Source organism: Enterobacter cloacae complex sp. GYL001 (assembly GCF_049237125.1).
In the GTDB taxonomy this organism is placed as follows: Bacteria; Pseudomonadota; Gammaproteobacteria; order Enterobacterales; family Enterobacteriaceae; genus Enterobacter; species Enterobacter hormaechei_C.
In genome coordinates, this window is the sequence record NZ_JBMKGW010000014.1 from 1 (window position 1) to 23,031 (window position 23,031).

Genomic DNA, 23,031 nt, shown 5'->3' on the forward strand with positions numbered 1-23,031 from the left:
GACTTGGTATTCATTTAGTGTCCGAGGACATTAAGAATCCATGTCACTTTGAGTGCCCACACAGATTGTCTGATAAATTGTTAAAGAGCAGTTGCAACGCGGCTTTCAGCTCATCGTTGCGAGGTCCCGTATATTACGTTTTCCTCATTCAGAGTCAAGCAATTATTTTCACTTTTCTCTGTTGGCGTTCATCTCTGAACCCCGCTGTCCCGGCGGCTTGTAAGCCGTTGTTCCGTGTCAGTGGAGGCGCATTATAGGGAGTTCTCCGACGTTGACAACCCCTCTTTGAAAAAAAACGTTCAACCGTCTCTTTTTTGCTCAAAACCGTGCTACAGCGCCAGTTTTTCGAGCGTTTCGAAGCCATAACGACGTAAAACGGGCAAAAGTTGTTCGGTTTCTTTTGTTATCGCCATACAGAAAGCGATGTTCGCATCCGCTGATTTCGCATCCGGCGCCTCGTGTTCCAGCAGCCAGGCCGTCCGACGCGCAATTGCAGCACCGGAATCCACCAGCCGGGTCCCTTCAGGCAGAACCTTTAACAGCTCTTCCTGTAATAGCGGGAAATGGGTGCAGCCAAGAACAACCGTATCCGGTGGTTCCTGCATCCGCAGCCATGGACGCAAAATACGACGCAGCTCTTCAAGCGATACCGTCTCGCCGTGCAGTTTCGCTTCCGCCATTTCCACCAGCTCCGCGGAGCCGAGCATGGCGATCTGGCATTCATTGGCAAAGCGCTCTATAAGCTCACGCGTATAAGGACGTTTTACCGTACCGCGCGTAGCCAGCAACCCCACAATGCCGTTCGCCGTCAGACGCGCCGCAGGTTTGATTGCCGGAACAACGCCCACAACCGGGAACGGGAATTTTTCGCGCAGGGCAGGAAGAGAGACCGTGCTTGCCGTATTACAGGCAATGACCGCCAGCGCCAGGGGATAACGCTTTTGTACCGCGGTGACGATTTCAACCACACGTTCAACAATAAAGTCTTCACTCTTTTCCCCATACGGGAACGCGACGTTATCGAAGGCGTAGATGTAATGGAGATCCGGCAGGAGCTGCCGAATCTCATCATAGACCGACAGCCCACCGACGCCGGAATCAAACACCAGCACGGTGGGACGCGGATCAGAAGGTGTAGCTGCCAGACAAGGTGTATTCCCGTCCTGCAGTTTGGTAGCCATAAACTGTCTCGTAATCTTTATCGAACAGGTTGGCTATTTTACCACGAACTGTGAGATGAGAGGTGACAGGATATGAAACCGCGACGTCCCACAGGCTGACGCCGCCCATTTTCACGCGTTCTGTGGCGTAGGTATTCGGATCAACGGCAACGTCATAGCGAGTGCCCAGATAACGGTACGCCAGATTCCAGTCGAGATCCCACACCTGCCAGTCAAGCTGATACTTAACCTGTTGCTTTGAGCGACGAGCCAGGACTTCGTTAGTTTTCGCATTACGCGGGTCGACGTAGTCGTAAGAAATCTGATGCCCTACCGGGCCAGTGTCGAACTGGGCCGTCGCCTCGATTCCTTTAATACGGGCTTCATCGACGTTGTAATAACGGTAAGTCCGCGGGTCGCTATTAATGAGGTTATCGATATCATTACGATAGCCCGTCACACGCCAGTTTACCGGCCCCGTCAGACCTTCAAAGCCACCTTCCCACTGCTTACTCTCTTCTGGCTTCAGATCCGGATTACCGTAATCTTTACTGTGGATCTGGCTCATGGTCGGTGCTTTATACGCTGTACCGTAAGAACCGATGATGCGATACCCCTCGATGAACTCCCATGCGGCGCTGGTCTGCCAGGTGGCGTGATTGCCAAAATTAGAGTTATCGTCATTACGCGCCGCCGCTTCCAGCGTCACGCTGTTGAACTGCTGCATCGCCGAAAGGAACACGCCGGTATTACGTTGTTCGTAACCTTTTTCCAGATAGCCCGTACCCGCCTGGGTTTTCTGCTTCTGCCAGTCCAGACCCGCGCCGATATTGCCGTGACCCACTTCAACCGTATTCAGCCACTGGGTGGTGTACTGCTTCACGTCATCCATGGTTGCGGAGTCAGCGTAGCGGCCTTTTTTCGGATCATAGTTCTGATCTTTGCTACGGCCATACCCTGCCACCAGCTGTGACTGGAAAATACCCTGGTTATAGCGCAACCCGGTGTCCCAGTTCTGGCTGTAAACCTGACGCGTGTCCGGCCGCCCATCAATGCCGGTCGCACCATAGTGATCGTAACCGTCATACGCGGAGCGGTTATCGTAGCCAAAGCCACGGAAGAACCCACTGACGCTGTCGGTAAACTGCTGCTCCACCGAGCCAAATAGCGATTTACTCATAAAACCATCGCGGTCTGGCTGGCGCGGGGCATCTTTTGCGGCAATATCAAAACCACGGGTATAGGTATAATCACCGGCCATGGTGATTTTGGTTTTATCGAACACCTGCTGGAAGGCACCGTTATAGTTTTGATACCCCTTTGAACCGACACCCGCAGAAATTTCCGCACCCGGCTTGTCGCGCCCGGTAATGATGTTAATCACACCGCCAATCGCGTCGGAGCCATACAGCGCCGAACGTGGGCCGCGAATGTACTCAATACGCTGAATCAGCGACGTCGGAATTTGGCTTAAATCGGGAACATTGCTGATCCCGGCATTATTCAGGGGGATACCATCAATCAGTACCAGAACATGGCGGGATTCCGTACCGCGAATAAACGTTGAAGAGGTTGACCCCATCCCGCCGCTTTGTGCGATGTCCACACCCGGCAGGCGTGACATGATTTCCACAACACTCGTTGCCTGCCAGCGTTCAATATCCTCACGGGTCACGACGGAGGTCGGAGCCAGAACGGTTTTTGCTGGTTGTTCGAAACGGTTTGCTGTCACCACCAACGAGTCGGCGCTTTCCTGCGCCCAGCCCGAAAATGCCGTGACGGAAAACGCCGTCAACAGCGATACTTTTTTAATCATTGTTAAAGCATCCACAATATAAGAAGGATGCCGCAGGCCTCATCGATAGCACGCGATGATGAAACCAAATGCGACGTGATCCCGGCAGGTCTTCGGGCTGGGTGGCGTTATACGGATGAAGACTTCCCATTTTCACAGTGTCTACAACTCTCATCCCGCCAGTCTTTACCGCTGCGCGTCAGCTCCAGATTTGCACTGGATTCCCTTTTCACTCTCAGGAGACCGGAAACAGAATGCTACAATTAGACACGTATAGATGTCCAGATAGCTATTAGCCATTAAATCTGGACATCCACTGCACAATCCCTACAATCCCCGCGTAATTCTTTATCACTCAGGACGCATCATGACCCCCGAACACCTCCCGACAGAACAGTACGACGCACAGCTGGCAGAAAAAGTTGTCCGCCTGCAAAGTATGATGACGCCTTTCAACGCGCCGGTTCCCGAGGTGTTTCGTTCTCCGGTCAGCCACTACCGTATGCGCGCTGAGTTCCGCATCTGGCACGATGGCGATGACCTGTACCACATCATTTTCGATCAGCAGACGAAATCCCGCATTCGCGTAGACAGTTTTCCGGCGGCGAGTGAGCTCATCAACCAGCTGATGACGCTAATGATCGACGGTGTACGCAATAATCCGGTGCTGCGCAACAAGCTGTTCCAGATTGACTACCTGACCACCCAAAGCAATCAGGCCATTGTTTCTCTGCTCTATCACAAAGCGCTGACCGACGAGTGGCGCGAGCAGGCAGAAGCTCTGCGCGATGCGCTGCGCGCGCAGAACATCAACGTGCACCTGATTGGCCGCGCGACCAAAACCAAAATCATGCTGGACCAGGATTACATCGACGAGCGTCTGCCGGTAGCAGGTAAAGAGATGGTTTACCGTCAGGTAGAGAACAGCTTCACCCAGCCGAACGCCGCCATGAACGTGCAGATGCTTGAGTGGGCGCTGAAGGCGACAGAAGGGTCTAAGGGCGATCTGCTGGAGCTCTACTGCGGTAACGGCAACTTCTCGCTGGCGCTGGCGCGTAATTTCGAGCGCGTGCTGGCGACGGAAATCGCCAAACCGTCGGTGGCCGCCGCGCAGTACAACATCGCCGCTAACCATATTGATAACGTACAAATTATTCGTATGGCGGCAGAAGAATTTACCCAGGCGATGAACGGCGTACGCGAGTTTAACCGCCTGCAAGGGATTGATTTGAAGAGCTACCAGTGTGAGACAATTTTTGTCGATCCGCCGCGCAGTGGCCTGGACAGCGAAACCGAGAAGATGGTGCAGGCGTACCCGCGTATTTTGTACATCTCCTGTAACCCAGAGACGCTGTGCAAGAATCTGGAAACATTAAGCCAGACGCACAAGGTTGAACGTCTGGCGCTGTTCGATCAGTTCCCGTATACGCACCATATGGAGTGCGGCGTTTTACTTACCGCACGGTGATCTGTAGGCCGGATAAGCGTAGCGCCATCCGGCATTTTTTGGCAGATGGCGCTTCGCTTACCTGCCCTACAAATAATTCATTACTCCGGTAACTGGCTCTTGCGGCTACGCATGCGCGAGCCAATCCAGAACACCAGCGCCACAGACAGTACCGCAGGCAGGAAGTTAGAGCCAATATCCGGATACTCTGCGCGCACCACGGTGCTGTACAACAGTACACCCAGAATAAAACAGGCTGCGGCCAGTCCCGGTAACCCAACCGGCATGGTGCGGTTCAGATAACGTTGATGCAGGCAGTACACCGTCAGCACCAGCGCGATAATCGGGAAAATCGAGAACGGTACAATTGAGCTAAAAACCGCCGCAAACGTACCATTAATGGATAAGCCAGCGATCAATGCCAGCAACAGCGTTCCTTTATCCTGACCTGACTGTTTCATTACTCACCTTCACTCATCGTTTTGATGTGCCAACTTCTCTTGTTCACGGCGATACCAGTAGTACGCACCTTTAGAAATCATCCGCAGCTGCAATACCAGTCGCTCTTCGAGTTGCTTACGTTGTTCAATGCTGACATCCAGCGCTTCGGCACCCGCGCTGAAAACAATCGTCACCATCGCCTCGGCCTGTGCTTCAGTAAACGCACGCGGCATATGGTTTTCGAGTTCAAGATAGTCGGCAAGTTCCGCGATGAAATGCTGAATTTCACGCGCGACGGCGGCACGAAACGCGGCTGACGTTCCGGAACGCTCACGCAACAGCAGGCGAAACGCGTTAGGGTTATTGCCGATAAATTCCATAAATGTCGACACGGAGGTGCGGATCACGCTGCCGCCCTTGGCGATACGCTGACGCGCCTGGCGCATCAGCTGGCGCAGCATCAGGCCGCTCTCGTCGACCATGGTCAGGCCCAGTTCATCCACATCACGGAAATGACGATAGAAGGACGTTGGCGCAATCCCGGCCTCGCGCGCCACTTCACGCAGGCTCAAACTGGCAAAACTCCGCTCAGCACTCAGTTGACTGAATGCGGCTTCCACCAGCGAACGCCGGGTTTTCTCTTTTTGTTGTGCTCTTACGCCCATCACGATAGTTGAATCCTTCCAAAGGCCCGTTGGCACTATACCAGAGAATAAAATTAATCTGTTTACCTGGCTTTGTGAATGATTGTTTACGGGCGGTTTGTGCTCCACTGCCCGAAAAAAGCACAACGATAATTGGGTTACCCTGGCAATGATGTTATGATTCTGTTGCTTTTATGTATAAGAACAGGTAAGCCTTGCCATGCCACATTCCTACGATTACGACGCAATAGTTATTGGTTCCGGCCCCGGCGGCGAAGGTGCTGCTATGGGTCTGGTAAAACAGGGAGCCAGAGTAGCGGTTATTGAGCGCTACCATAACGTCGGCGGCGGTTGCACCCACTGGGGCACCATCCCTTCGAAAGCCCTCCGCCACGCCGTTAGCCGCATTATCGAATTTAACCAGAACCCTCTTTACAGCGACCACTCCCGACTTCTTCGCTCCTCCTTTGCCGATATCCTGAATCACGCAGACACGGTCATTAACCAGCAGACGCGCATGCGTCAGGGTTTCTATGAGCGCAACCACTGTGAAATTCTGCAAGGGAACGCGCATTTTGTGGATGAACACACCCTGGCGCTGGAGTGCCACGACGGTTCGGTTGAGACGCTCACCGCTGAAAAATTTGTGATCGCCTGCGGCTCCCGTCCTTACCATCCGGCAGACGTGGATTTCTCGCACCCGCGCATTTACGACAGCGACTCCATCCTCAGCCTGCACCACGAGCCACGCCATGTGATCATCTACGGCGCGGGCGTGATTGGCTGCGAATATGCGTCGATTTTCCGGGGAATGGAGGTCAAAGTTGATCTGATCAACACCCGCGACCGGCTGCTGGCGTTCCTCGATCAGGAGATGTCAGATTCCCTCTCCTACCACTTCTGGAACAGCGGCGTGGTGATTCGCCACAACGAAGAGTACGAGAAAATCGAAGGCTGCGACGACGGTGTGATCATGCACCTGAAATCCGGTAAGAAGCTGAAGGCGGACTGCCTGCTGTACGCCAACGGCCGTACCGGCAACACGGATTCATTGCAGCTGGAGAATATCGGGCTTGAAACCGACAGCCGCGGTCAGCTCAAGGTCAACAGCATGTACCAGACTGCGCTGCCGCACGTTTACGCGGTGGGCGACGTGATTGGTTACCCAAGCCTGGCCTCCGCCGCTTACGATCAGGGCCGCATCGCCGCACAGGCGCTGGTGAAAGGTGAAGCGACGGCGCATCTGATTGAAGATATCCCGACGGGCATCTACACCATTCCGGAAATCAGTTCTGTCGGCAAAACCGAGCAGCAGCTGACGGCCATGAAGGTGCCTTACGAGGTGGGTCGTGCCCAGTTTAAACATCTGGCGCGGGCGCAAATCGTGGGAATGAGCGTAGGTACGCTTAAGATCCTGTTCCATCGCGAGACGAAAGAGATCCTCGGTATTCACTGCTTCGGTGAACGCGCGGCGGAAATCATTCATATCGGCCAGGCGATCATGGAGCAAAAAGGTGGTGGCAACACCATTGAGTACTTCGTTAACACCACCTTTAACTACCCGACCATGGCGGAAGCCTATCGGGTAGCTGCGCTGAACGGCTTAAACCGCCTGTTTTAACGCGCTGTCGAAATGGCCATCCATCGCACCCCGGATGGCCTCTGCCAGCTGCTCATAGCGGCTGCGCAGCGGTGACCCCGGACGATAAACCAGACCAATGGTGCGACGCGGCTCCGGCTTAATACACGGCAGATAGACCACGCCATCACGTTTACGCTCGTGCGGCACCGCCAGCGCCGGCAGCAGCGTAATACCGCTTCCCGCCGCCACCATATTACGCAGCGTTTCCAGGCTGGTTGCGCGGAAATGGGTATCTTCATCGGCACCCGCTTCGAAGCAGAAGCCCATCGCCTGATCGCGCAGACAGTGGCCATCCTCCAGCATCAGCAGTTTTTCACCGGCCAGATCGGCCATCGGCACGCGATCGCGGTTCGCCCACGGGTGATCTTCATAGATCGCCAGCATCATTGGCTCATCGAACAGCGGTACTTCAATAAACGCTTCACTCTCTTTAACCAGCGCCAGGATCGCGCAGTCGAGCTTGCCGCTGTCTAACTGCGCCAGCAGCTGATGGGTTTGCGCTTCATGCAGGTACATTTCGAGTTTCGGGAACGTCTGGTGCAGCATCGGAATGATTTGCGGCAACAGGTACGGGCCAACGGTTGGGATCAGGCCAATATGCAGCGGGCCGGACATCGCTTCCCCCTGCTGGCTTGCCATTTCCTTGAGCACTTTGACCTCGCGCAGTACGGTGCGCGCCTGATCCACCAGCAGCAGACCTGCCTGCGTGAACAGTACCTTACGACTGGTGCGCTCCAGCAGCATCACGCCCAGCTCATCTTCCAGCTTGCGGATCTGACCGCTCAACGTTGGCTGGCTGACGTGGCAGGAGTCTGCCGCGCGGCGAAAATGGCGATGCTCAGCTAACGCTACCAGGTATTCAAGATCACGAATATTCATTATTCATCCTCCGTCGCCACGATAGTTCATGGCGATAGATAGCATAGCAACGAACGATTATCCCTATCAAGCATTCTGTTGAATAATACATCACATAGACGAGGCGGCACGTGTTTGACCCTTGACGTCCCCGCACCGTCAGCGAGTTTCTCTCAAAACTCGAAAAACTAAAGCCAACGTGAACTTTTGCGGACCCCGTGGTCCGCTTTTTTTTGCGTAAAAAAAAGCCCAGCACTAAGCCAGGCTCCGTTTTTCTCCCTCTCCCTGTGGGAGAGGGCCGAGGTGAGGGCACCAGCCCGCACTATTCAAACCAATTCAAACCAACCGGTTTTTCGCATCCGCAATCGCCTGCGCTACCTGCTTCGGCGACACGCCACCTTTCGCTGCACGCTTATCCAGGCAGGATTGCAGGACCAGAATCGGGTAGACATCATCCCCGATAACCGCGCTGAATTTTTGCAGGTCGGTAAGCGCCAGCTCTTCAAGGGCTTTACCCTGACGAATCGCTTCCACCACCGCTTCACCCACAATATGGTGCGCCTCGCGGAACGGTACGCCTTTCGCCACCAGGTAGTCCGCCAGCTCGGTAGAGTTAGCATACCCCTGCTGCGCCGCTTCCTGGCAGCGCGGACGTTTCACCTGAATGCCGTCCAGCACCAGCGCGCCCATATGCAGACAGTCCAGCCAGGTGTCGAGCGCGTCGAACAGCCCCTCTTTGTCTTCCTGCATGTCTTTGTTGTATGCCAGCGGCAGCCCTTTCAGGGTCATCATCATACCGGTCAGCGCGCCCTGCACACGGCCACACTTACCGCGGATCAGCTCCAGCGCATCCGGGTTTTTCTTCTGCGGCATCAGGGAGGAGCCGGACGTCACGCGGTCGGACAGCTCGACGAAGCCCGCTTCGCCAGAGTTAAAGAAGATCAGGTCTTCGGCAAAGCGCGACAGGTGCACCATGCCGATAGAGGCATTCGAGAGCAGCTCCAGCACGTGGTCACGGTCAGAGACGCTGTCCAGGCTGTTGCGGGTGGCGGAGGCAAAGCCCAGCCAGCCTGCCAGCTGCTCACGGTCGATTTCATACGCCGTACCGGCCAGCGCGCCGCTGCCCAGCGGGCTGACGTCCAGACGCTTTAAGGTATCCTGTAAACGGCTCTCATCACGCGCCAGCATCTCAACGTAGGCCAGACACCAGTGCGCGAACGTCACCGGCTGCGCGCGTTGCAGGTGGGTATAACCCGGCATCACCGCATCCTGATTGTTCTGCGCGGTGTCCACCAGCGCGCTCTGCAACTGACGATTCGCCGCCAGCAGTTCGCCGACGGTCTGTTTACACCACAGCTTCAGGTCGGTCGCCACCTGGTCATTACGGCTACGCCCGGTATGGAGCTTTTTACCCAACTGGCCGACTTTGTCGATCAGTTTGCCTTCCACCCAGCTGTGAATATCTTCGGCATCGCTCTGGAGGATTTGCTCCGGATCCAGACGCACCTCTTCCAGCAGGTTGTTCAGCGCCTCTTCCAGCTGCTGCTGTTCGTCTGCGGTCAGCACGCCAACGGTTACCAGCGCTTTGGACCAGGCCACAGAGCCGACAATATCCTGTTCGGCCAGGCGGTAGTCGAAGCGCAAAGAGTCGTTGAACTGTTTGAACCGCTGATCCGCTGCCTGTGTAAAACGCCCACCCCAAAGTGCCATAACGAATTTCCTTAATGATGATATTTTTGCCCGGTGGCGCTGCGCTTACCGGGCCAACAAAATTCACGTAGGCCGGATAAGCGAAGCGCCATCCGGCACAGAAACTTAAGCCAGAATACGCGTACCAATCGGCGTACCGTTAAACAGCGCCGGGAGTTGCTCCGCGTGACGCCAGGAGGCGATATCCACCGGGCGACCCAGCGTGCGTGCCGCATCCAGCGCGGCGTTCACTTTAACGATCATGCCGTCGGTGATAATGCCCTGATCGATCAGCTGCTCGGCTTTTGCGGCGGTCATTTCCGCAATGCGCTGGCCTTTGCCGTCCAGTATGCCGCTCACGTCGGAGAGCAGGATCAGATCTGCGCCCAGCGTGGCCGCCAGCGCGGTTGCCGCCTGGTCCGCATTGACGTTCATCAGCTCGCCCTCTTCGGTCACGCCGATTGAGCTCACCACCGGCAGGAAACCGCCTTCCAGCAGAGTGTTAATCAGCTTAGGCGAACCAGGCTGCGCCAGTCCAACATGGCCAAGCTCTTCGTCGAGCTGGGTCACTTTTACGCTATCTCCATCGCCCAGACAGAGGCCAACGGAGGCGATATGGTGTTTCTTCGCCCACGCCAGCAGCGTTTTGTTCGCCGTTCCCGCCAGCGCGCCGGTAATGATGTCAATCTGGTCCGCAGGCGTCACGCGCAGGCCATTTTTCTTTTTCACCGGCAGGTTGAGCCCTTTCATCAGCTCATCCACCACGCAGCCGCCGCCGTGCACAATCACCAGCGGACGTTGGTGTGATTCGCGATAGTTCACCAGTGCGGTAAACAGGCGCTCCAGCGCTTCTTCGCTGTCCAGCAGTACACCACCGAGTTTGATAATTAATGGATTCATCATCACACCTTAAATAAGAGCCTGCGTTTCAGGGAAGCCGAAACGAATATTTGCACACTGCATTGCCTGTGCGGCAGCGCCTTTGAGTAAGTTATCTTCTGCGGCGACCACAATCAGATGCTCGCCCTGCACGGCAAAGCCGATGTCGCAGAACGGCAGGCCAACCACGTTTTTCAACGCCGGCACGCCTTTGTCATACAGGCGCACCAGCGGTTTATCCGCATACGCCTGCGTGAAGACCTCGCTCACCTGTTCTTTGGCCACACCCGGCTTCAGGCGGCAGGTAATGGTTTCGAGGATCCCACGCGGGAAGCTGCCGAGGTGCGGGGTGAAAATCACGTCCGCGCCCAGATGGGTGGTGATTTCAGGGTGATGACGGTGATTAAACACGCCATACGGCTGAAAGCTCACTTCGCAGAAGCTGTTGGAGATCGCCGCTTTGCGCCCGGCGCCGCTCACGCCACTGGTGGCGTTGATGACTGGCCACTGATGCAGATCCAGCAGACCCGCGTCGATCAGCGGCTTCAGGGAAAGCTGCGCCGCCGTCGGGTAGCAGCCCGGCACGGCGATCAGATCCGCTTCTTTCAGTTTGTCAGCGCTCCACTCCGCCAGGCCGTACACCGCTTTTTCGAGCAGATCCGGGTGCTGATGGGTGAAACCATAATATTTTTCGTAGAACGCGCTGTCGTTAACGCGAAACGCGCCGGAGAGATCAAAGACCACGCAGCCGGCCGCTAAAAATTGCGGTGCCAGGTCGTGGCTAACTTCATGCGCCGTGGCTAAAAACACAACGTCAACGCCGTCGGTGAACTCGCTGATGTCAGACATGGGCTGCAAAGGCAAATCAACCACGCCTTTAAGCTGTGGATGCAAATCGGAAATTAACTTTCCGGCATCATTGCTTTGCGCTGACACGGTCAAAGCGGTTATGGTCATATGAGGGTGGCGATTTACGTAGCTTACAAGCTCTGCGCCCGCATAACCGCTAGCGCCTACAATCAGCGTATTCAACATCGGGTTCCTTTATGCTCAACGATAATGTATTTTTATTCACATTTATTGCATGAATATTGATACTATCACGACCTAAGGTGTGTCAACAATGAAAATGAACTTACCGCCATTTATCGAGATTTACCGCGCCCTGATTGCCACACCCTCCATCAGCGCGACGGAAGAAGCCCTGGATCAGAGCAATGAGTCTTTAATCAATCTGCTGGCGGGTTGGTTTAGCGATCTTGGGTTTAACGTTGAGGTTCAGCCCGTCCCCGGAACACGCCACAAATTTAACCTGCTCGCCAGTACCGGACATGGCGCGGGCGGCCTGCTGCTGGCTGGCCACACTGACACCGTGCCGTTTGATGATGGCCGCTGGACACGCGATCCGTTCACGCTGACCGAACATGACAACAAACTCTACGGTTTGGGCACCGCCGACATGAAAGGCTTTTTCGCCTTTATCCTCGACGCGCTGCGTGACGTGGACGTGACAACCCTGAAAAAGCCGCTCTACATTCTGGCGACCGCCGATGAAGAGACCAGCATGGCGGGCGCACGTTATTTCTCTGAAAATACATCGATTCGTCCTGACTGCGCGATCATCGGCGAACCGACCTCTCTGCAACCGATTCGGGCGCACAAAGGCCATATTTCTACCGCGGTGCGCGTGCTCGGACAGTCCGGCCACTCCAGCGATCCGGCGCGCGGCGTGAACGCCATCGAGCTGATGCATGACGCGATTGGCCGCATCATGACCCTGCGCGACGATCTGAAAGAGCGCTATCACTACGAGGCGTTCACCGTGCCGTATCCGACGCTAAACCTCGGCAGCCTGCACGGCGGTGATGCGTCCAACCGTATCTGCGCCTGCTGCGAACTGCATATGGATATCCGTCCTCTGCCGGGCATGACGCTAAGCGATCTGGATGGCTTACTGAACGAAGCGCTGGCACCGGTCAGCGAGCGCTGGCCGGGCCGTCTGACGGTCTCCGAACTGCATCCGCCGATTCCAGGCTACGAATGTCCGCCTGACCATCAGCTGGTTCAGGTGGTGGAAAAACTGCTCGGCGAGAAAACCGACGTGGTGAACTACTGCACCGAAGCGCCGTTTATTCAGACGCTGTGCCCGACGCTGGTTCTGGGCCCTGGCTCCATCAACCAGGCCCACCAGCCGGACGAATATCTCGAAACCCGCTTCATCAAGCCCACTCGCGAACTCATTACCCAGGTTGTGCATCACTTCTGCTGGCATTAAAAACGCACCGAACAGTCCCCTCTCCCTGTGGGAGAGGGTTAGGGTGAGGGCAACAAATCGCATGATCTTCGTCACATTCCCATAAGCATCTCTTATCTGACGCAATACGAATTAAATTTCGTAAATTGCCCACATTTATTCGTTTGCTGAACCGTTTTCGCAGCAATTGACGACGGGGGTTTTACGTGGCTTTATAAAGGGAGATGACAAAATAATGTCCAGAAGATTTTCGCATGGGCATAAACAAAAATGATGGGGTGACTGGGTTTTTATGAACGAACAATATTCCGCGTTGCGTAGTAATGTCAGTATGCTCGGCAAAGTGCTTGGAGATACCATCAAAGACGCACTGGGGGAGAACATCCTCGACCGCGTTGAAACCATCCGCAAGCTGTCCAAATCTTCCCGCGCCGGTAACGAGGCCAATCGTCAGGAGCTGCTCACCACCTTGCAGAACCTCTCCAACGATGAGCTGCTGCCCGTTGCCCGCGCCTTCAGCCAGTTCCTGAACCTGGCAAACACCGCTGAGCAATACCACAGCATTTCGCCAAAAGGCGAAGCGGCCAGCAACCCGGAAGTCATTGCCCGCACCCTTCGTAAACTCAAAGACCAGCCCGACCTCAACGAAGCGACCATCAAAAAAGCGGTAGAATCCCTTTCGCTGGAGCTGGTGCTGACCGCACACCCAACCGAAATCACCCGTCGTACGCTGATCCACAAAATGGTGGAAGTGAACAACTGTCTGAAGCAACTGGATAACAAAGACATTGCCGACTACGAACGTAACCAGCTTATGCGCCGTCTGCGCCAGCTAATTGCCCAGTCCTGGCACACGGATGAAATTCGTAAGCATCGCCCAAGCCCGGTCGACGAAGCCAAATGGGGCTTTGCGGTGGTGGAAAACAGCCTGTGGGAAGGGGTCCCCAACTACCTGCGCGAGCTGAACGAACAGCTGGAAGAGAACCTGGGCTACCGCCTGCCGGTTGATTTTGTTCCGGTGCGCTTCACCTCCTGGATGGGCGGCGACCGCGACGGCAACCCGAACGTAACGGCGGAAATCACCCGCCACGTCCTGCTGCTGAGCCGCTGGAAAGCGACCGACCTGTTCCTGAAAGATATTCAGGTGCTGATCTCCGAGCTGTCGATGGTGGAAGCCACGCCGGAACTGCGCGCGCTGGCCGGTGAAGAAGGCGCCAGCGAACCGTACCGTTTCCTGATGAAAAAACTGCGCGGTCAGCTGATGGCCACTCAGGCCTGGCTGGAAGCGCGCCTTAAAGGCCAGCGCCTGCCGAAGCCGGAAGGTCTGCTGAGCCAGAACGAACAGCTTTGGGAGCCGCTGTACGCCTGCTATAAATCGCTCCAGGCCTGTGGGATGGGCATCATTGCCAACGGCGAACTGCTCGACACCCTGCGCCGCGTGAAGTGTTTCGGCGTGCCGCTGGTGCGTATCGACGTTCGTCAGGAAAGTACCCGTCATACCGAAGCACTGGGCGAGCTGACCCGCTACCTCGGCATCGGCGACTATGAAAGCTGGTCAGAAGCCGACAAACAGGCGTTCCTGATCCGCGAGCTGAACTCCAAGCGCCCGCTGCTGCCGCGCAACTGGGAGCCAAGCAACGACACCCGCGAAGTACTCAACACCTGTAAAGCGATCGTGGATGCGCCGAAAGGATCGGTGGCCGCCTATGTGATCTCCATGGCGAAGACCCCGTCCGACGTGCTGGGCGTTCACCTTCTGCTGAAAGAAGCGGGCATTGACTATGCTCTGCCAGTGGCCCCGCTGTTTGAGACCCTCGACGACCTGAACAACGCTAACGACGTGATGACCCAGTTGCTGAACATCGACTGGTATCGCGGCTTTATTCAGGGCAAACAGATGGTGATGATTGGCTATTCCGACTCCGCGAAAGATGCGGGCGTGATGGCAGCCTCCTGGGCGCAGTATCAGGCGCAGGATGCGCTAATCAAAACCTGCGAAAAAGCCGGTATTGAACTGACCCTGTTCCACGGACGCGGCGGCTCCATTGGTCGTGGCGGTGCGCCTGCACACGCAGCGCTGCTCTCTCAACCACCAGGAAGCCTGAAAGGCGGCCTGCGCGTGACCGAGCAGGGTGAGATGATCCGCTTCAAGTACGGCCTGCCGGAAGTGACCATCAGCAGCCTGTCGCTCTATACCAGTGCGATCCTGGAAGCCAACCTGCTGCCGCCGCCGGAGCCAAAAGAGTCCTGGTGCCGGATCATGGACGAGCTGTCTGACATCTCCTGCGACCTCTATCGCGGCTACGTGCGTGAAAACAAAGACTTTGTGCCTTACTTCCGCTCAGCAACGCCTGAGCAGGAGCTGGGTAAACTGCCTCTGGGTTCGCGCCCGGCCAAGCGTCGCCCGACCGGCGGCGTTGAATCCCTGCGCGCCATTCCGTGGATCTTCGCCTGGACGCAAAACCGTCTGATGCTGCCGGCCTGGCTGGGTGCCGGTGCGGCGCTGCAAAAAGTGGTGGAAGACGGAAAGCAGAGCGAACTGGAAACCATGTGCCGCGACTGGCCATTCTTCTCTACCCGTCTGGGCATGCTGGAGATGGTCTTCTCGAAAGCCGACCTGTGGCTGGCGGAATACTACGATCAGCGTCTGGTGAAACCAGAGCTGTGGGCGCTGGGTAAAGAGCTGCGCGAGCTGCTTGAAGGCGATATTAAAGTGGTGCTGGATATCGCTAATGACTCCCACCTGATGGAAGACCTGCCGTGGATCGCCGAGTCTATCCAGCTGCGTAACATCTACACCGACCCGCTGAACGTTTTACAGGCTGAACTGCTACACCGTTCGCGTCTGGCGGAGGAGGAAGGTAAAGAGCCGGATCCGCGCGTTGAACAGGCGCTGATGGTAACGATAGCAGGCGTTGCGGCAGGTATGCGCAACACCGGTTAATGCTCAGTGCCCGGCAGCGCTACGCTTGCCGGGCACTTCTCGATCTTCCCCCTTCCCTGATCTCCCCCTCAATCTTTGCCACCGGTAAGGCAATCACGTTTCACTTAGACGTAGCGCAACAAATGACCGGCACGCCGGGAGTAGAGTCACTCTTAGTGCAGTTCGAACAGGACAGAATTTACCTCAAACACTAAGGGAGTAATGTTATGGACCGTGTCATTCAATCCCCGGGAAAATACATCCAGGGCGCAGATGTTCTCACTCGCCTCGGCGACTACCTGAAGCCGCTGGCAAATCGCTGGCTGGTGGTGGGCGATAAATTTGTGCTGGGTTTTGCTGAAGAAACCCTGCGCCAGAGTTTTAAAAAAGCCGGACTCCATGCCGAAATTGCACCATTTGGTGGCGAATGTTCGCAAAATGAAATCGATCGCCTGAAAAAGCTGGCCGACAGCACTGACTGTCTGGCGGTGCTGGGTATCGGCGGCGGAAAAACGCTGGATACTGCCAAAGCGCTGGCCCACTTTATGGACGTGCCGGTGGCCATTGCCCCGACCATTGCCTCCACCGATGCGCCGTGCAGCGCCCTTTCCGTGATTTATACCGACAGCGGCGAGTTCGATCGCTACCTGATGCTGCCGCACAACCCGAACATGGTGATTGTCGATACCAAAGTGGTGGCGGGCGCACCTGCACGCCTGCTGGCCGCCGGGATTGGCGATGCCCTGGCAACCTGGTTTGAAGCGCGTGCCTGCTCACGTAGCGGCGCGACGACCATGGCGGGCGGCAAGTGCACGCAGGCAGCGTTAGCGCTGGCAGAGCTGTGCTACAACACGCTGGTTGAAGAGGGCGAGAAAGCGATGCTGGCGGCGGAACAGCACGTGGTCACACCGGCGCTGGAACGCATTATCGAAGCCAACACCTATCTCAGCGGCGTGGGCTTTGAAAGCGGCGGGCTGGCGGCGGCGCATGCCATTCACAACGGCATGACGGCGGTGCCGGATGCGCATCATTTCTACCATGGTGAAAAGGTCGCGTTCGGCACGCTGACGCAACTGGTACTGGAGAACGCGCCGGTTGAAGAAATTGAGACCGTCGCCGCGCTTTGCCACAGTGTTGGACTGCCGATCACGCTGGCGCAGCTGAATATCAAAGAGGATATTCCGGCCAAAATGCGGCTGATCGCGGAGGCGTCCTGTGCCGAAGGGGAAACCATTCACAACATGCCTGGCGGCGTAACGCCGGATCAGGTCTATGCGGCACTGCTGGTGGCGGACCAGTACGGACAGCGATTCTTGCAGGAGTGGGAGTAACGAAAAAAGCCGGGTGGCGCTGCGCTTACCCGGCCTACATGGCACTTTAATTTGTAGGCCGGGTAAGACGTAGCCGCCACCCGGCACAATGGTTACTTCACATCAAACCGGTCCAAATCCATCACTCGCGCCCATGCGGCAACAAAATCAAGAACGAACTTCTCGTGTGCATCACTGCTGGCGTAAACTTCGGCCAGCGCACGCAGGACGGCGTTTGAACCGAAGACCAGATCGGCGCGGGTCGCGGTGTATTTCACTTCCCCGCTGGCGCGATCGCTACCGGCAAACAGCTCGTTTGAGTCGTCGGTCGCTTTCCACTGGGTGTTCATATCCAGCAGATTAACGAAGAAGTCGTTGCTCAGCACGCCCTCGCGGTTGGTAAACACGCCATTCTTGCTGCCATCGAAGTTTGCACCCAGTACGCGCAGACCGCCGATCAGCACCGTCAGTTCCGGCGCAGTCAGGGTCAGCTGCTGGGCTTTGTCGATCAGCAGCGACTCCGTAGTGGACACATCCACCTGCGCACGGTAGTTGCGGAAACCGTCAGCAACCGGTTCGAGCAGGTTAAACATCTCGATGTCCGTCTGGTCCTGACGCGCATCCACGCGGCCCGGGGTGAACGGTACGTTGACGTAAACGCCCGCGGCTTTCGCCGCCTGCTCAACGCCCACAACACCCGCCAGCACGATGATATCGGCCAGTGAGGCTTTATTAGTGGTGCGCTGGATTGCTTCCAGAGCCGGTAACGCCCGCACCGCCGCGGCGTTCACATCCCAGTCGCGCTGAGGCGCCAGCGCCAGACGCGCGCCGTTAGCGCCGCCACGCTTGTCGCCGCCGCGGAAGGTCGATGCCGACGCCCAGGCCACGGAAACAAGCTCGCTCACGGAGAGACCAGAGGCCGCGATTTCCGCTTTCAGGCTTTCAATATCTTCCTGCGTCGGATGGAACACCGGCTGAGGCAGCGGATCCTGCCAAATCAGATCTTCTTTCGGTACTTCCGGGCCGATGTACCGCGCTTTTGGCCCCATATCGCGGTGGGTCAGCTTGAACCACGCGCGCGCAAAGGCTTCGTTGAAGGCCTGCGGATCGTTCAGGAAGCGACGGGAAATTTTCTCGAATTCCGGATCAAAACGCAGCGTCAGATCGGTGACCAGCATGGTTGGCTTGCGTTTTTTCGACGGGTCGAACGGGTCAGGCATAATTTCCGGCGCATCCACGGCTTCGAACTGAATGGCGCCCGCCGGGCTACGCGTCTGCACCCATTCGTATTTGAACAGGTTCTCGAAGAAGTAATTGCTCCACTGGGTCGGGGTTTGAGACCAGATAACTTCCAGCCCGGAGGTGATGGCGTCAGCGCCAATACCGGTGCCGTGCGTGCTGGCCCAGCCCAGGCCCTGCGCTTCAATCGGCGACGCTTCCGGGTCAGTGCCCACGTGCGTGGCTTCACCTGCGCCGTGCGTTTTACCGAGCGTATGGCCGCCCGCAATCAGCGCGACGGTCTCTTCGTCATTCATGCCCATGTTGCCAAAGGTAGCGCGGATCGCCGCCGCCGCAGACAGCGGTTCACCGCTGGCGTTCGGCCCTTCCGGGTTAACGTAAATCAGGCCCATTTCGGTGGCCGCAAGCGGGCGCTTCGCCAGCGCTTCCGGGTCACGGTGGGTCAGCCAGGCTTTTTCATCGCCCCAGTTCACGTCCAGATCCGGTTCCCAGACGTCTTCACGCCCGGCACCGAAACCAAAGGTGCGGAAGCCGGAGTTCTCCAGCGCCACGTTACCCGCGAGGATAAAGAGGTCAGCCCAGGAGATTTTTTGTCCGTATTTTTGCTTAATTGGCCACAGCAGGCGGCGAGCCTTATCCAGGCTGACGTTATCCGGCCAGGAGTTCAGCGGTGCAAAGCGTTGCTGACCGCGTCCGGCGCCGCCGCGACCGTCAACGGAGCGATAGGTACCCGCACCGTGCCAGGCCATACGGATAAACAGGCCCGCATAGCTGCCCCAGTCGGCAGGCCACCACGGTTGTGAGTCGGTTAACAGTGCTTTGAGATCGCCCTTAAGGGCGGAATAGTCGAGCTTGCTGAATTCTTTGCGGTAGTCGAAGTCTTCACCCAGAGGGTTAGAACGGCTGGAGTGTTGATTAAGTAGATCGATGCGAAGTTGTTTAGGCCACCATTCTTTGCTGCCGGTACCTGCACCCGCGCTATGATCGACGCCGCCCTGGTGGAACGGACATTTGCCGGCGGATGCCGCGTTATTGGTCTCGTCTGACATGCTCATCGCTATGCTCCCTTTACAGTGTTACCGTTACGATATACACCACTAGCGATAAGAGATAGTTGAATTAATCCACAGATTCGATAGCTAATACCTTTTAACTCTCTGCTCGATTAAAAAACCCTCATTTTATGAGGGTTTTTTACTTTACAGCGCCGGGCGAACACCGAGCGTATGGCAAATGGCGTAGCTCATTTCCGCGCGGTTCAGGGTATAGAAATGGAAATCTTTCACCCCTTCGCGACTTAAAATCTTCACCATGTCCATCGCGATATTGGCCCCCACCAGCTTACGGGTTTCCGGATCGTCGTCCAGCCCTTCGTACATTTTGGACATCCACAGCGGAATGCGCACGTTGGTCATATCTGCGAATTTCTTCGCCTGTTTGAAGTTCGAGACCGGCAGAATGCCAGGAATGATTTCGACATCAATACCCGCCGAGACGCAGCGGTCGCGAAAGCGCAGGTAGCTTTCCACGTCAAAGAAGAACTGAGTAATCGCGCGGCTAGCACCGGCCTCCACTTTACGCTTCAGGTTGAGCAGATCCGCCTGGGCGCTTTTGGCTTCCGGGTGAACTTCAGGGTAGGCGGCCACGGAGATATCAAAGTCGGCAACGTCTTTCAGCAGCCCGACCAGATCGGTGGCATACATCTCCGGCTTGCCGCTGCCTGGCGGGAGGTCGCCGCGCAGGGCCACAATGTGGCGAATGCCGTTATTCCAGTAGTCCTGGGCAATGGCGCGTAGTTCATCACGGGTGGCGTCGATACAGGTCAGGTGCGGTGCCGCTTCCAGACCGGTTCGATCTTTAATGCCCTTAATGATGCTGTGCGTGCGGTCACGCTCACCGGAGTTGGCGCCGTAGGTTACGGAGACGAACTTCGGCTTCAGGCTGCTCAGGCGATCGATAGAACTCCACAGGGTTTGCTCCATTTCACTGGTGCGCGGCGGAAAAAATTCAAAAGAGACGTTAATCTGGCCGTTTACTTCGGCCAGGCTCTGATTCAGGGCTTCCCGCTGGTTGGCGTGAAAAAAGCTCATACCTTACCTCTATCTTTCGCGTGTCGTTGTTTGTTGTGTTGTGAACTTCTATACGTTTAGACGTCCAGATGTAAAAATGACGGAAAAGCGAGATGACGTCAACAGAAATAATCAACATTAACGGTGAGGTTTGTTCAGGGAAGATGAAGGGCGTTCATGATGGGGGTGAGTGCGGTCTGCTGCCCTCACCCTAACCCTCTCCCACGGGGAGAGGGAACAAGCGAAATTACAGCAGCTTAGCCAGACGATTAATATCAGACTGAATGGCTCCGGCGGTGACATCGCGTCCCGCGCCCGGGCCACGGATCACCAGCGGGTTATCGCGATACCAGCGGCTTTCGATGGCGAAGACGTTATCGCACGGCAGGAGCGCCGCCAGCGGATGTTCAGGACGCACCGCCTCCACGCCCACGCGCGCTTTACCGTTCGCCTCGAAACGCGCCACGTAACGCAGCACCAGGCCCATCTCGTTAGCCGCTTCCAGACGTTGCACCATCTGCTCGTTCAGCTCGTCACCGTTCTCGAAGAAGTGATCGACGGACCCCTCCTCGCAGCCCGCAGGCACCAGAGACTCAACGCGTACCTGACCCGGCTCAATGTCGTAGCCGGCTTCACGCGCCAGGATCACCAGCTTACGCATCACATCTTTACCGGCAAGGTCAACGCGGGGATCCGGCTCGGTTAAGCCCTGCTGCCACGCCTGATCCACCAGGTCGGTGAACGGAACGGTGCCATCAAACTGCAAAAACAGCCAGGAGAGCGTGCCGGAGAAGATCCCGCTCAGCGCCAGAATGCTGTCGCCGCTTTCAATCAGGTCGCGCACGGTATGGTTCACTGGCAGGCCCGCGCCAACGGTGGCGTTATACAGCCAGTGACGGCCCGTTTTTTCGAATGCGTCATGGATCTGACGGTATTTATCAGTACTGCTCGCGCCCGCCAGTTTGTTGGCGCTGATGACGTGGAAACCGTGGCTGGCGAAATCCAGATACTGATCGGCCAGCTGTTCGCTGGCAGTCACGTCCAGCACCACCAGATCGTCGTACGGGTGCGCGCGCATCCACAGGAACAGCGACTCTTCATCCTGCTCAACCGCTTCATCGTTAAAGAAGGCCAGCGCCCGGCTGGCGTCCAGCCCTTCGTAGTTCAGCAGGCTGCGGCGGCTGTCCACCACCCCTGCCAGAATAAATTCAAACCCGGTACGCGCCGAAAGCGTCACCTGCTCGCGGGCGAACAGCTCCAGCCAGCGGGAACCGATGTTCCCTTTCCCGAACAGTACCAGGCCGATGCGTTTTTCCGCGCGGAACAGGGAGGTGTGCAGACCCTGAATCAGGCTTTCGGTTGGCCCTTTACGCAGCACGGCAACCAGACTGATGCCCTCTTCCGACTGCCAGGTGAACTCCACCGGCTGACCTTTCAGTTGCTGCCAGAAGCGGTGGCAGTGGAGCGGGTTACGGGTGACGCCCGCGCCCACCATCGCCACCAGCGCCAGCCCCTGACGCAGGCGAAGCTCGCCCGGCAGGCCCGCTTCATCCAGAATTTTCAGGGCGCTGTCCACCACTTCAGCGGTATAGCAGAACTGCAACAGCTGACGATCGTTATGTACGCCAACGGCCAGCGGACGCACCTGGGCACGTTTCAGGATGGTGTCGATATCTTTGTGTGCCAGTTTGAAATCCTGGCCCGCAGGCACCTGGAACTCAATCAGGCAGATGTCATCATGGCTGGTGACAATGCGCGCGCCCGTGCCGGATGCCAGCACGCGTTCAATGCGGGTGGAACCCTGATCCGGCGTGTAGCTACAGCGTAGTTGCAGGTCGATGTCGCTGCCGGAAACCGGCTGTAGCGTGCGCGCGTGCAGCACCGGGGCCGCCAGACGCGCCAGTTCGCTCGCTTCGTCGAGACGCAGCAGCGGCAGCAGGCAGGCATCTTTTACTTTGCGCGGGTCCGCGCTGTAGACACCGGCCACGTCGCTCCAGATGGTGACGCGGGACACGCCCGCCAGGGCGCCAATCTGCGTTGCCGAGTAGTCAGAGCCGTTACGGCCCAGCAGAACGGTTTCGCCAGCATTGCTGCGGCTGATAAAACCGGTGACGACAATACGTTTACCAGGATGTTGCACCAGCAGCTGTTGCAGCAGCGGGTAAGACAACCCTTCGTCCACCTGCGGCTGTGCGGCACGTTCGGCACGCAGGAAATCACGCGCGTCGAGCCAGGCGGCTTCCACACCAAGATGTTGCAGCACGGCGGCCATCAGGCGCGCAGACCACACTTCACCGTGGCCAACCACTTCCGCATACACTGCATCGGTAATGCCGCTGTCCAGCAGAGCGGCCAGACGCTCAAGGTCGTGCGTAAAAGCGCTAATCAGCCCGTCCGCCACGTCCGCAGGCAGCAAACCGGCAATCAGTTCACTCTGGTAACGACGTAAGGACTGTTGCACCTGATGCGCAGAGAGGCGATCGGTCTGGCTCAGTTTCAGCCAGCTAATCAACTGATTGGTGGTGCTGCCCGCCGCAGAGACAACCATCATGTCCCCCGGCTGTGAATACTCGGTCATGATCCCTGCGACACGCAGGTAACATTTCACATCAGCAAGACTACTACCACCAAACTTGTGCAGCTGACGACCCTTCGTCCCTGCCTGCGCTATCACACTCATG

At 56.9% G+C, this 23,031-nt stretch carries 16 protein-coding genes and 1 riboswitch; of the genes, 5 read left to right on the forward strand and 11 right to left on the reverse strand.

Annotated features, from left to right (window positions below; all coding sequences use genetic code 11):
- Window positions 1-329: 329 nt before the first annotated feature.
- Complete coding sequence (murI, locus tag ACOTWU_RS19815; protein WP_003862067.1) at window positions 330-1,181, reverse strand: glutamate racemase; 852 nt, start codon at window positions 1,179-1,181, stop codon at window positions 330-332.
- Window positions 1,126-2,976, reverse strand: a complete 1,851-nt coding sequence (gene btuB, locus ACOTWU_RS19820; RefSeq protein WP_023304629.1) for a TonB-dependent vitamin B12 receptor BtuB — start codon at window positions 2,974-2,976, stop codon at window positions 1,126-1,128. The genes murI and btuB overlap by 56 nt, the downstream gene beginning before the upstream one ends.
- Before the next feature lie 66 nt (window positions 2,977-3,042).
- Window positions 3,043-3,218: riboswitch (cobalamin riboswitch) on the reverse strand.
- A gap of 104 nt (window positions 3,219-3,322) precedes the next feature.
- On the opposite strand from btuB, the gene trmA reads away from it, so the two are divergent.
- On the forward strand, window positions 3,323-4,423 hold the full coding sequence (gene trmA, locus ACOTWU_RS19825; RefSeq protein ID WP_003862063.1) for a tRNA (uridine(54)-C5)-methyltransferase TrmA: 1,101 nt from the start codon (window positions 3,323-3,325) through the stop codon (window positions 4,421-4,423).
- A gap of 80 nt (window positions 4,424-4,503) precedes the next feature.
- Here the strand turns inward: trmA and ACOTWU_RS19830 are convergent, their stop codons facing one another.
- Window positions 4,504-4,863 (reverse strand): YijD family membrane protein, encoded by a 360-nt coding sequence (locus ACOTWU_RS19830; protein WP_017383113.1) that lies wholly within the window; start codon window positions 4,861-4,863, stop codon window positions 4,504-4,506.
- Between the two features lie 9 nt (window positions 4,864-4,872).
- Window positions 4,873-5,511, reverse strand: a complete 639-nt coding sequence (fabR, locus tag ACOTWU_RS19835) for an HTH-type transcriptional repressor FabR (protein ID WP_003862059.1) — start codon at window positions 5,509-5,511, stop codon at window positions 4,873-4,875.
- 196 nt (window positions 5,512-5,707) lie between these two features.
- On the opposite strand from fabR, the gene sthA reads away from it, so the two are divergent.
- The gene (gene sthA, locus ACOTWU_RS19840) at window positions 5,708-7,108 is read left to right on the forward strand and encodes a Si-specific NAD(P)(+) transhydrogenase (RefSeq protein ID WP_003862057.1); all 1,401 of its coding nucleotides are present in this window, start codon (window positions 5,708-5,710) and stop codon (window positions 7,106-7,108) included.
- Here the strand turns inward: sthA and oxyR are convergent.
- The 4 genes from oxyR to argC all read right to left on the reverse strand — a co-directional run bounded on the left by oxyR (window position 7,091) and on the right by argC (window position 11,590).
- A complete protein-coding gene (gene oxyR / locus ACOTWU_RS19845; protein ID WP_003862055.1) occupies window positions 7,091-8,008 on the reverse strand; it encodes a DNA-binding transcriptional regulator OxyR in 918 nt (305 codons plus the stop codon). The genes sthA and oxyR overlap by 18 nt on opposite strands.
- 315 nt (window positions 8,009-8,323) lie before the next feature.
- Window positions 8,324-9,697 (reverse strand): argininosuccinate lyase, encoded by a 1,374-nt coding sequence (gene argH / locus ACOTWU_RS19850; protein WP_040118234.1) that lies wholly within the window; start codon window positions 9,695-9,697, stop codon window positions 8,324-8,326.
- A 105-nt stretch (window positions 9,698-9,802) separates the two neighbouring features.
- Window positions 9,803-10,579, reverse strand: a complete 777-nt coding sequence (gene argB / locus ACOTWU_RS19855; RefSeq protein WP_088567109.1) for an acetylglutamate kinase — start codon at window positions 10,577-10,579, stop codon at window positions 9,803-9,805.
- Window positions 10,580-10,585: 6 nt separating this feature from the next.
- The gene (argC, locus tag ACOTWU_RS19860) at window positions 10,586-11,590 is read right to left on the reverse strand and encodes an N-acetyl-gamma-glutamyl-phosphate reductase (RefSeq protein ID WP_040118235.1); all 1,005 of its coding nucleotides are present in this window, start codon (window positions 11,588-11,590) and stop codon (window positions 10,586-10,588) included.
- Window positions 11,591-11,678: 88 nt separating this feature from the next.
- Between argC and argE the strand changes: the two genes are divergently transcribed.
- The 3 genes from argE to gldA all read left to right on the forward strand — a co-directional run bounded on the left by argE (window position 11,679) and on the right by gldA (window position 17,063).
- A complete protein-coding gene (gene argE, locus ACOTWU_RS19865; RefSeq protein WP_015569956.1) occupies window positions 11,679-12,830 on the forward strand; it encodes an acetylornithine deacetylase in 1,152 nt (383 codons plus the stop codon).
- Window positions 12,831-13,101: 271 nt separating this feature from the next.
- Window positions 13,102-15,753 carry a phosphoenolpyruvate carboxylase gene (ppc, locus tag ACOTWU_RS19870; RefSeq protein WP_017383108.1) on the forward strand — a complete coding sequence of 884 codons (2,652 nt, stop codon included), beginning with the start codon at window positions 13,102-13,104 and terminating at the stop codon, window positions 15,751-15,753.
- A gap of 206 nt (window positions 15,754-15,959) precedes the next feature.
- Complete coding sequence (gene gldA / locus ACOTWU_RS19875; RefSeq protein WP_015569954.1) at window positions 15,960-17,063, forward strand: bifunctional L-1,2-propanediol dehydrogenase/glycerol dehydrogenase; 1,104 nt, start codon at window positions 15,960-15,962, stop codon at window positions 17,061-17,063.
- Window positions 17,064-17,155: 92 nt separating this feature from the next.
- On the opposite strand, the gene katG is transcribed toward gldA, so the two are convergent.
- The 3 genes from katG to ACOTWU_RS19890 form a co-directional block, all read right to left on the reverse strand.
- Window positions 17,156-19,336 (reverse strand): catalase/peroxidase HPI, encoded by a 2,181-nt coding sequence (katG, locus tag ACOTWU_RS19880; protein ID WP_126499211.1) that lies wholly within the window; start codon window positions 19,334-19,336, stop codon window positions 17,156-17,158.
- A 144-nt stretch (window positions 19,337-19,480) separates the two neighbouring features.
- Complete coding sequence (gene metF, locus ACOTWU_RS19885) at window positions 19,481-20,371, reverse strand: methylenetetrahydrofolate reductase (RefSeq protein WP_040118237.1); 891 nt, start codon at window positions 20,369-20,371, stop codon at window positions 19,481-19,483.
- 226 nt (window positions 20,372-20,597) lie between these two features.
- A complete protein-coding gene (locus ACOTWU_RS19890) occupies window positions 20,598-23,030 on the reverse strand; it encodes a bifunctional aspartate kinase/homoserine dehydrogenase II (protein ID WP_017383103.1) in 2,433 nt (810 codons plus the stop codon).
- Window position 23,031: the final 1 nt, after the last annotated feature.

Bases quoted from the DNA above. Each gene is read 5' to 3' on its own strand.
- murI (WP_003862067.1), bottom strand. From the start codon at position 1,181: ATGGCTACCAAACTGCAGGACGGGAATACACCTTGTCTGGCAGCTACA.
- btuB (WP_023304629.1), bottom strand. From the start codon at position 2,976: ATGATTAAAAAAGTATCGCTGTTGACGGCGTTTTCCGTCACGGCATTT.
- trmA (WP_003862063.1), top strand. From the start codon at position 3,323: ATGACCCCCGAACACCTCCCGACAGAACAGTACGACGCACAGCTGGCA.
- ACOTWU_RS19830 (WP_017383113.1), bottom strand. From the start codon at position 4,863: ATGAAACAGTCAGGTCAGGATAAAGGAACGCTGTTGCTGGCATTGATC.
- sthA (WP_003862057.1), top strand. From the start codon at position 5,708: ATGCCACATTCCTACGATTACGACGCAATAGTTATTGGTTCCGGCCCC.
- oxyR (WP_003862055.1), bottom strand. From the start codon at position 8,008: ATGAATATTCGTGATCTTGAATACCTGGTAGCGTTAGCTGAGCATCGC.
- argH (WP_040118234.1), bottom strand. From the start codon at position 9,697: ATGGCACTTTGGGGTGGGCGTTTTACACAGGCAGCGGATCAGCGGTTC.
- argB (WP_088567109.1), bottom strand. From the start codon at position 10,579: ATGATGAATCCATTAATTATCAAACTCGGTGGTGTACTGCTGGACAGC.
- argC (WP_040118235.1), bottom strand. From the start codon at position 11,590: ATGTTGAATACGCTGATTGTAGGCGCTAGCGGTTATGCGGGCGCAGAG.
- argE (WP_015569956.1), top strand. From the start codon at position 11,679: ATGAAAATGAACTTACCGCCATTTATCGAGATTTACCGCGCCCTGATT.
- ppc (WP_017383108.1), top strand. From the start codon at position 13,102: ATGAACGAACAATATTCCGCGTTGCGTAGTAATGTCAGTATGCTCGGC.
- gldA (WP_015569954.1), top strand. From the start codon at position 15,960: ATGGACCGTGTCATTCAATCCCCGGGAAAATACATCCAGGGCGCAGAT.
- katG (WP_126499211.1), bottom strand. From the start codon at position 19,336: ATGAGCATGTCAGACGAGACCAATAACGCGGCATCCGCCGGCAAATGT.
- metF (WP_040118237.1), bottom strand. From the start codon at position 20,371: ATGAGCTTTTTTCACGCCAACCAGCGGGAAGCCCTGAATCAGAGCCTG.
- ACOTWU_RS19890 (WP_017383103.1), bottom strand. From the start codon at position 23,030: ATGAGTGTGATAGCGCAGGCAGGGACGAAGGGTCGTCAGCTGCACAAG.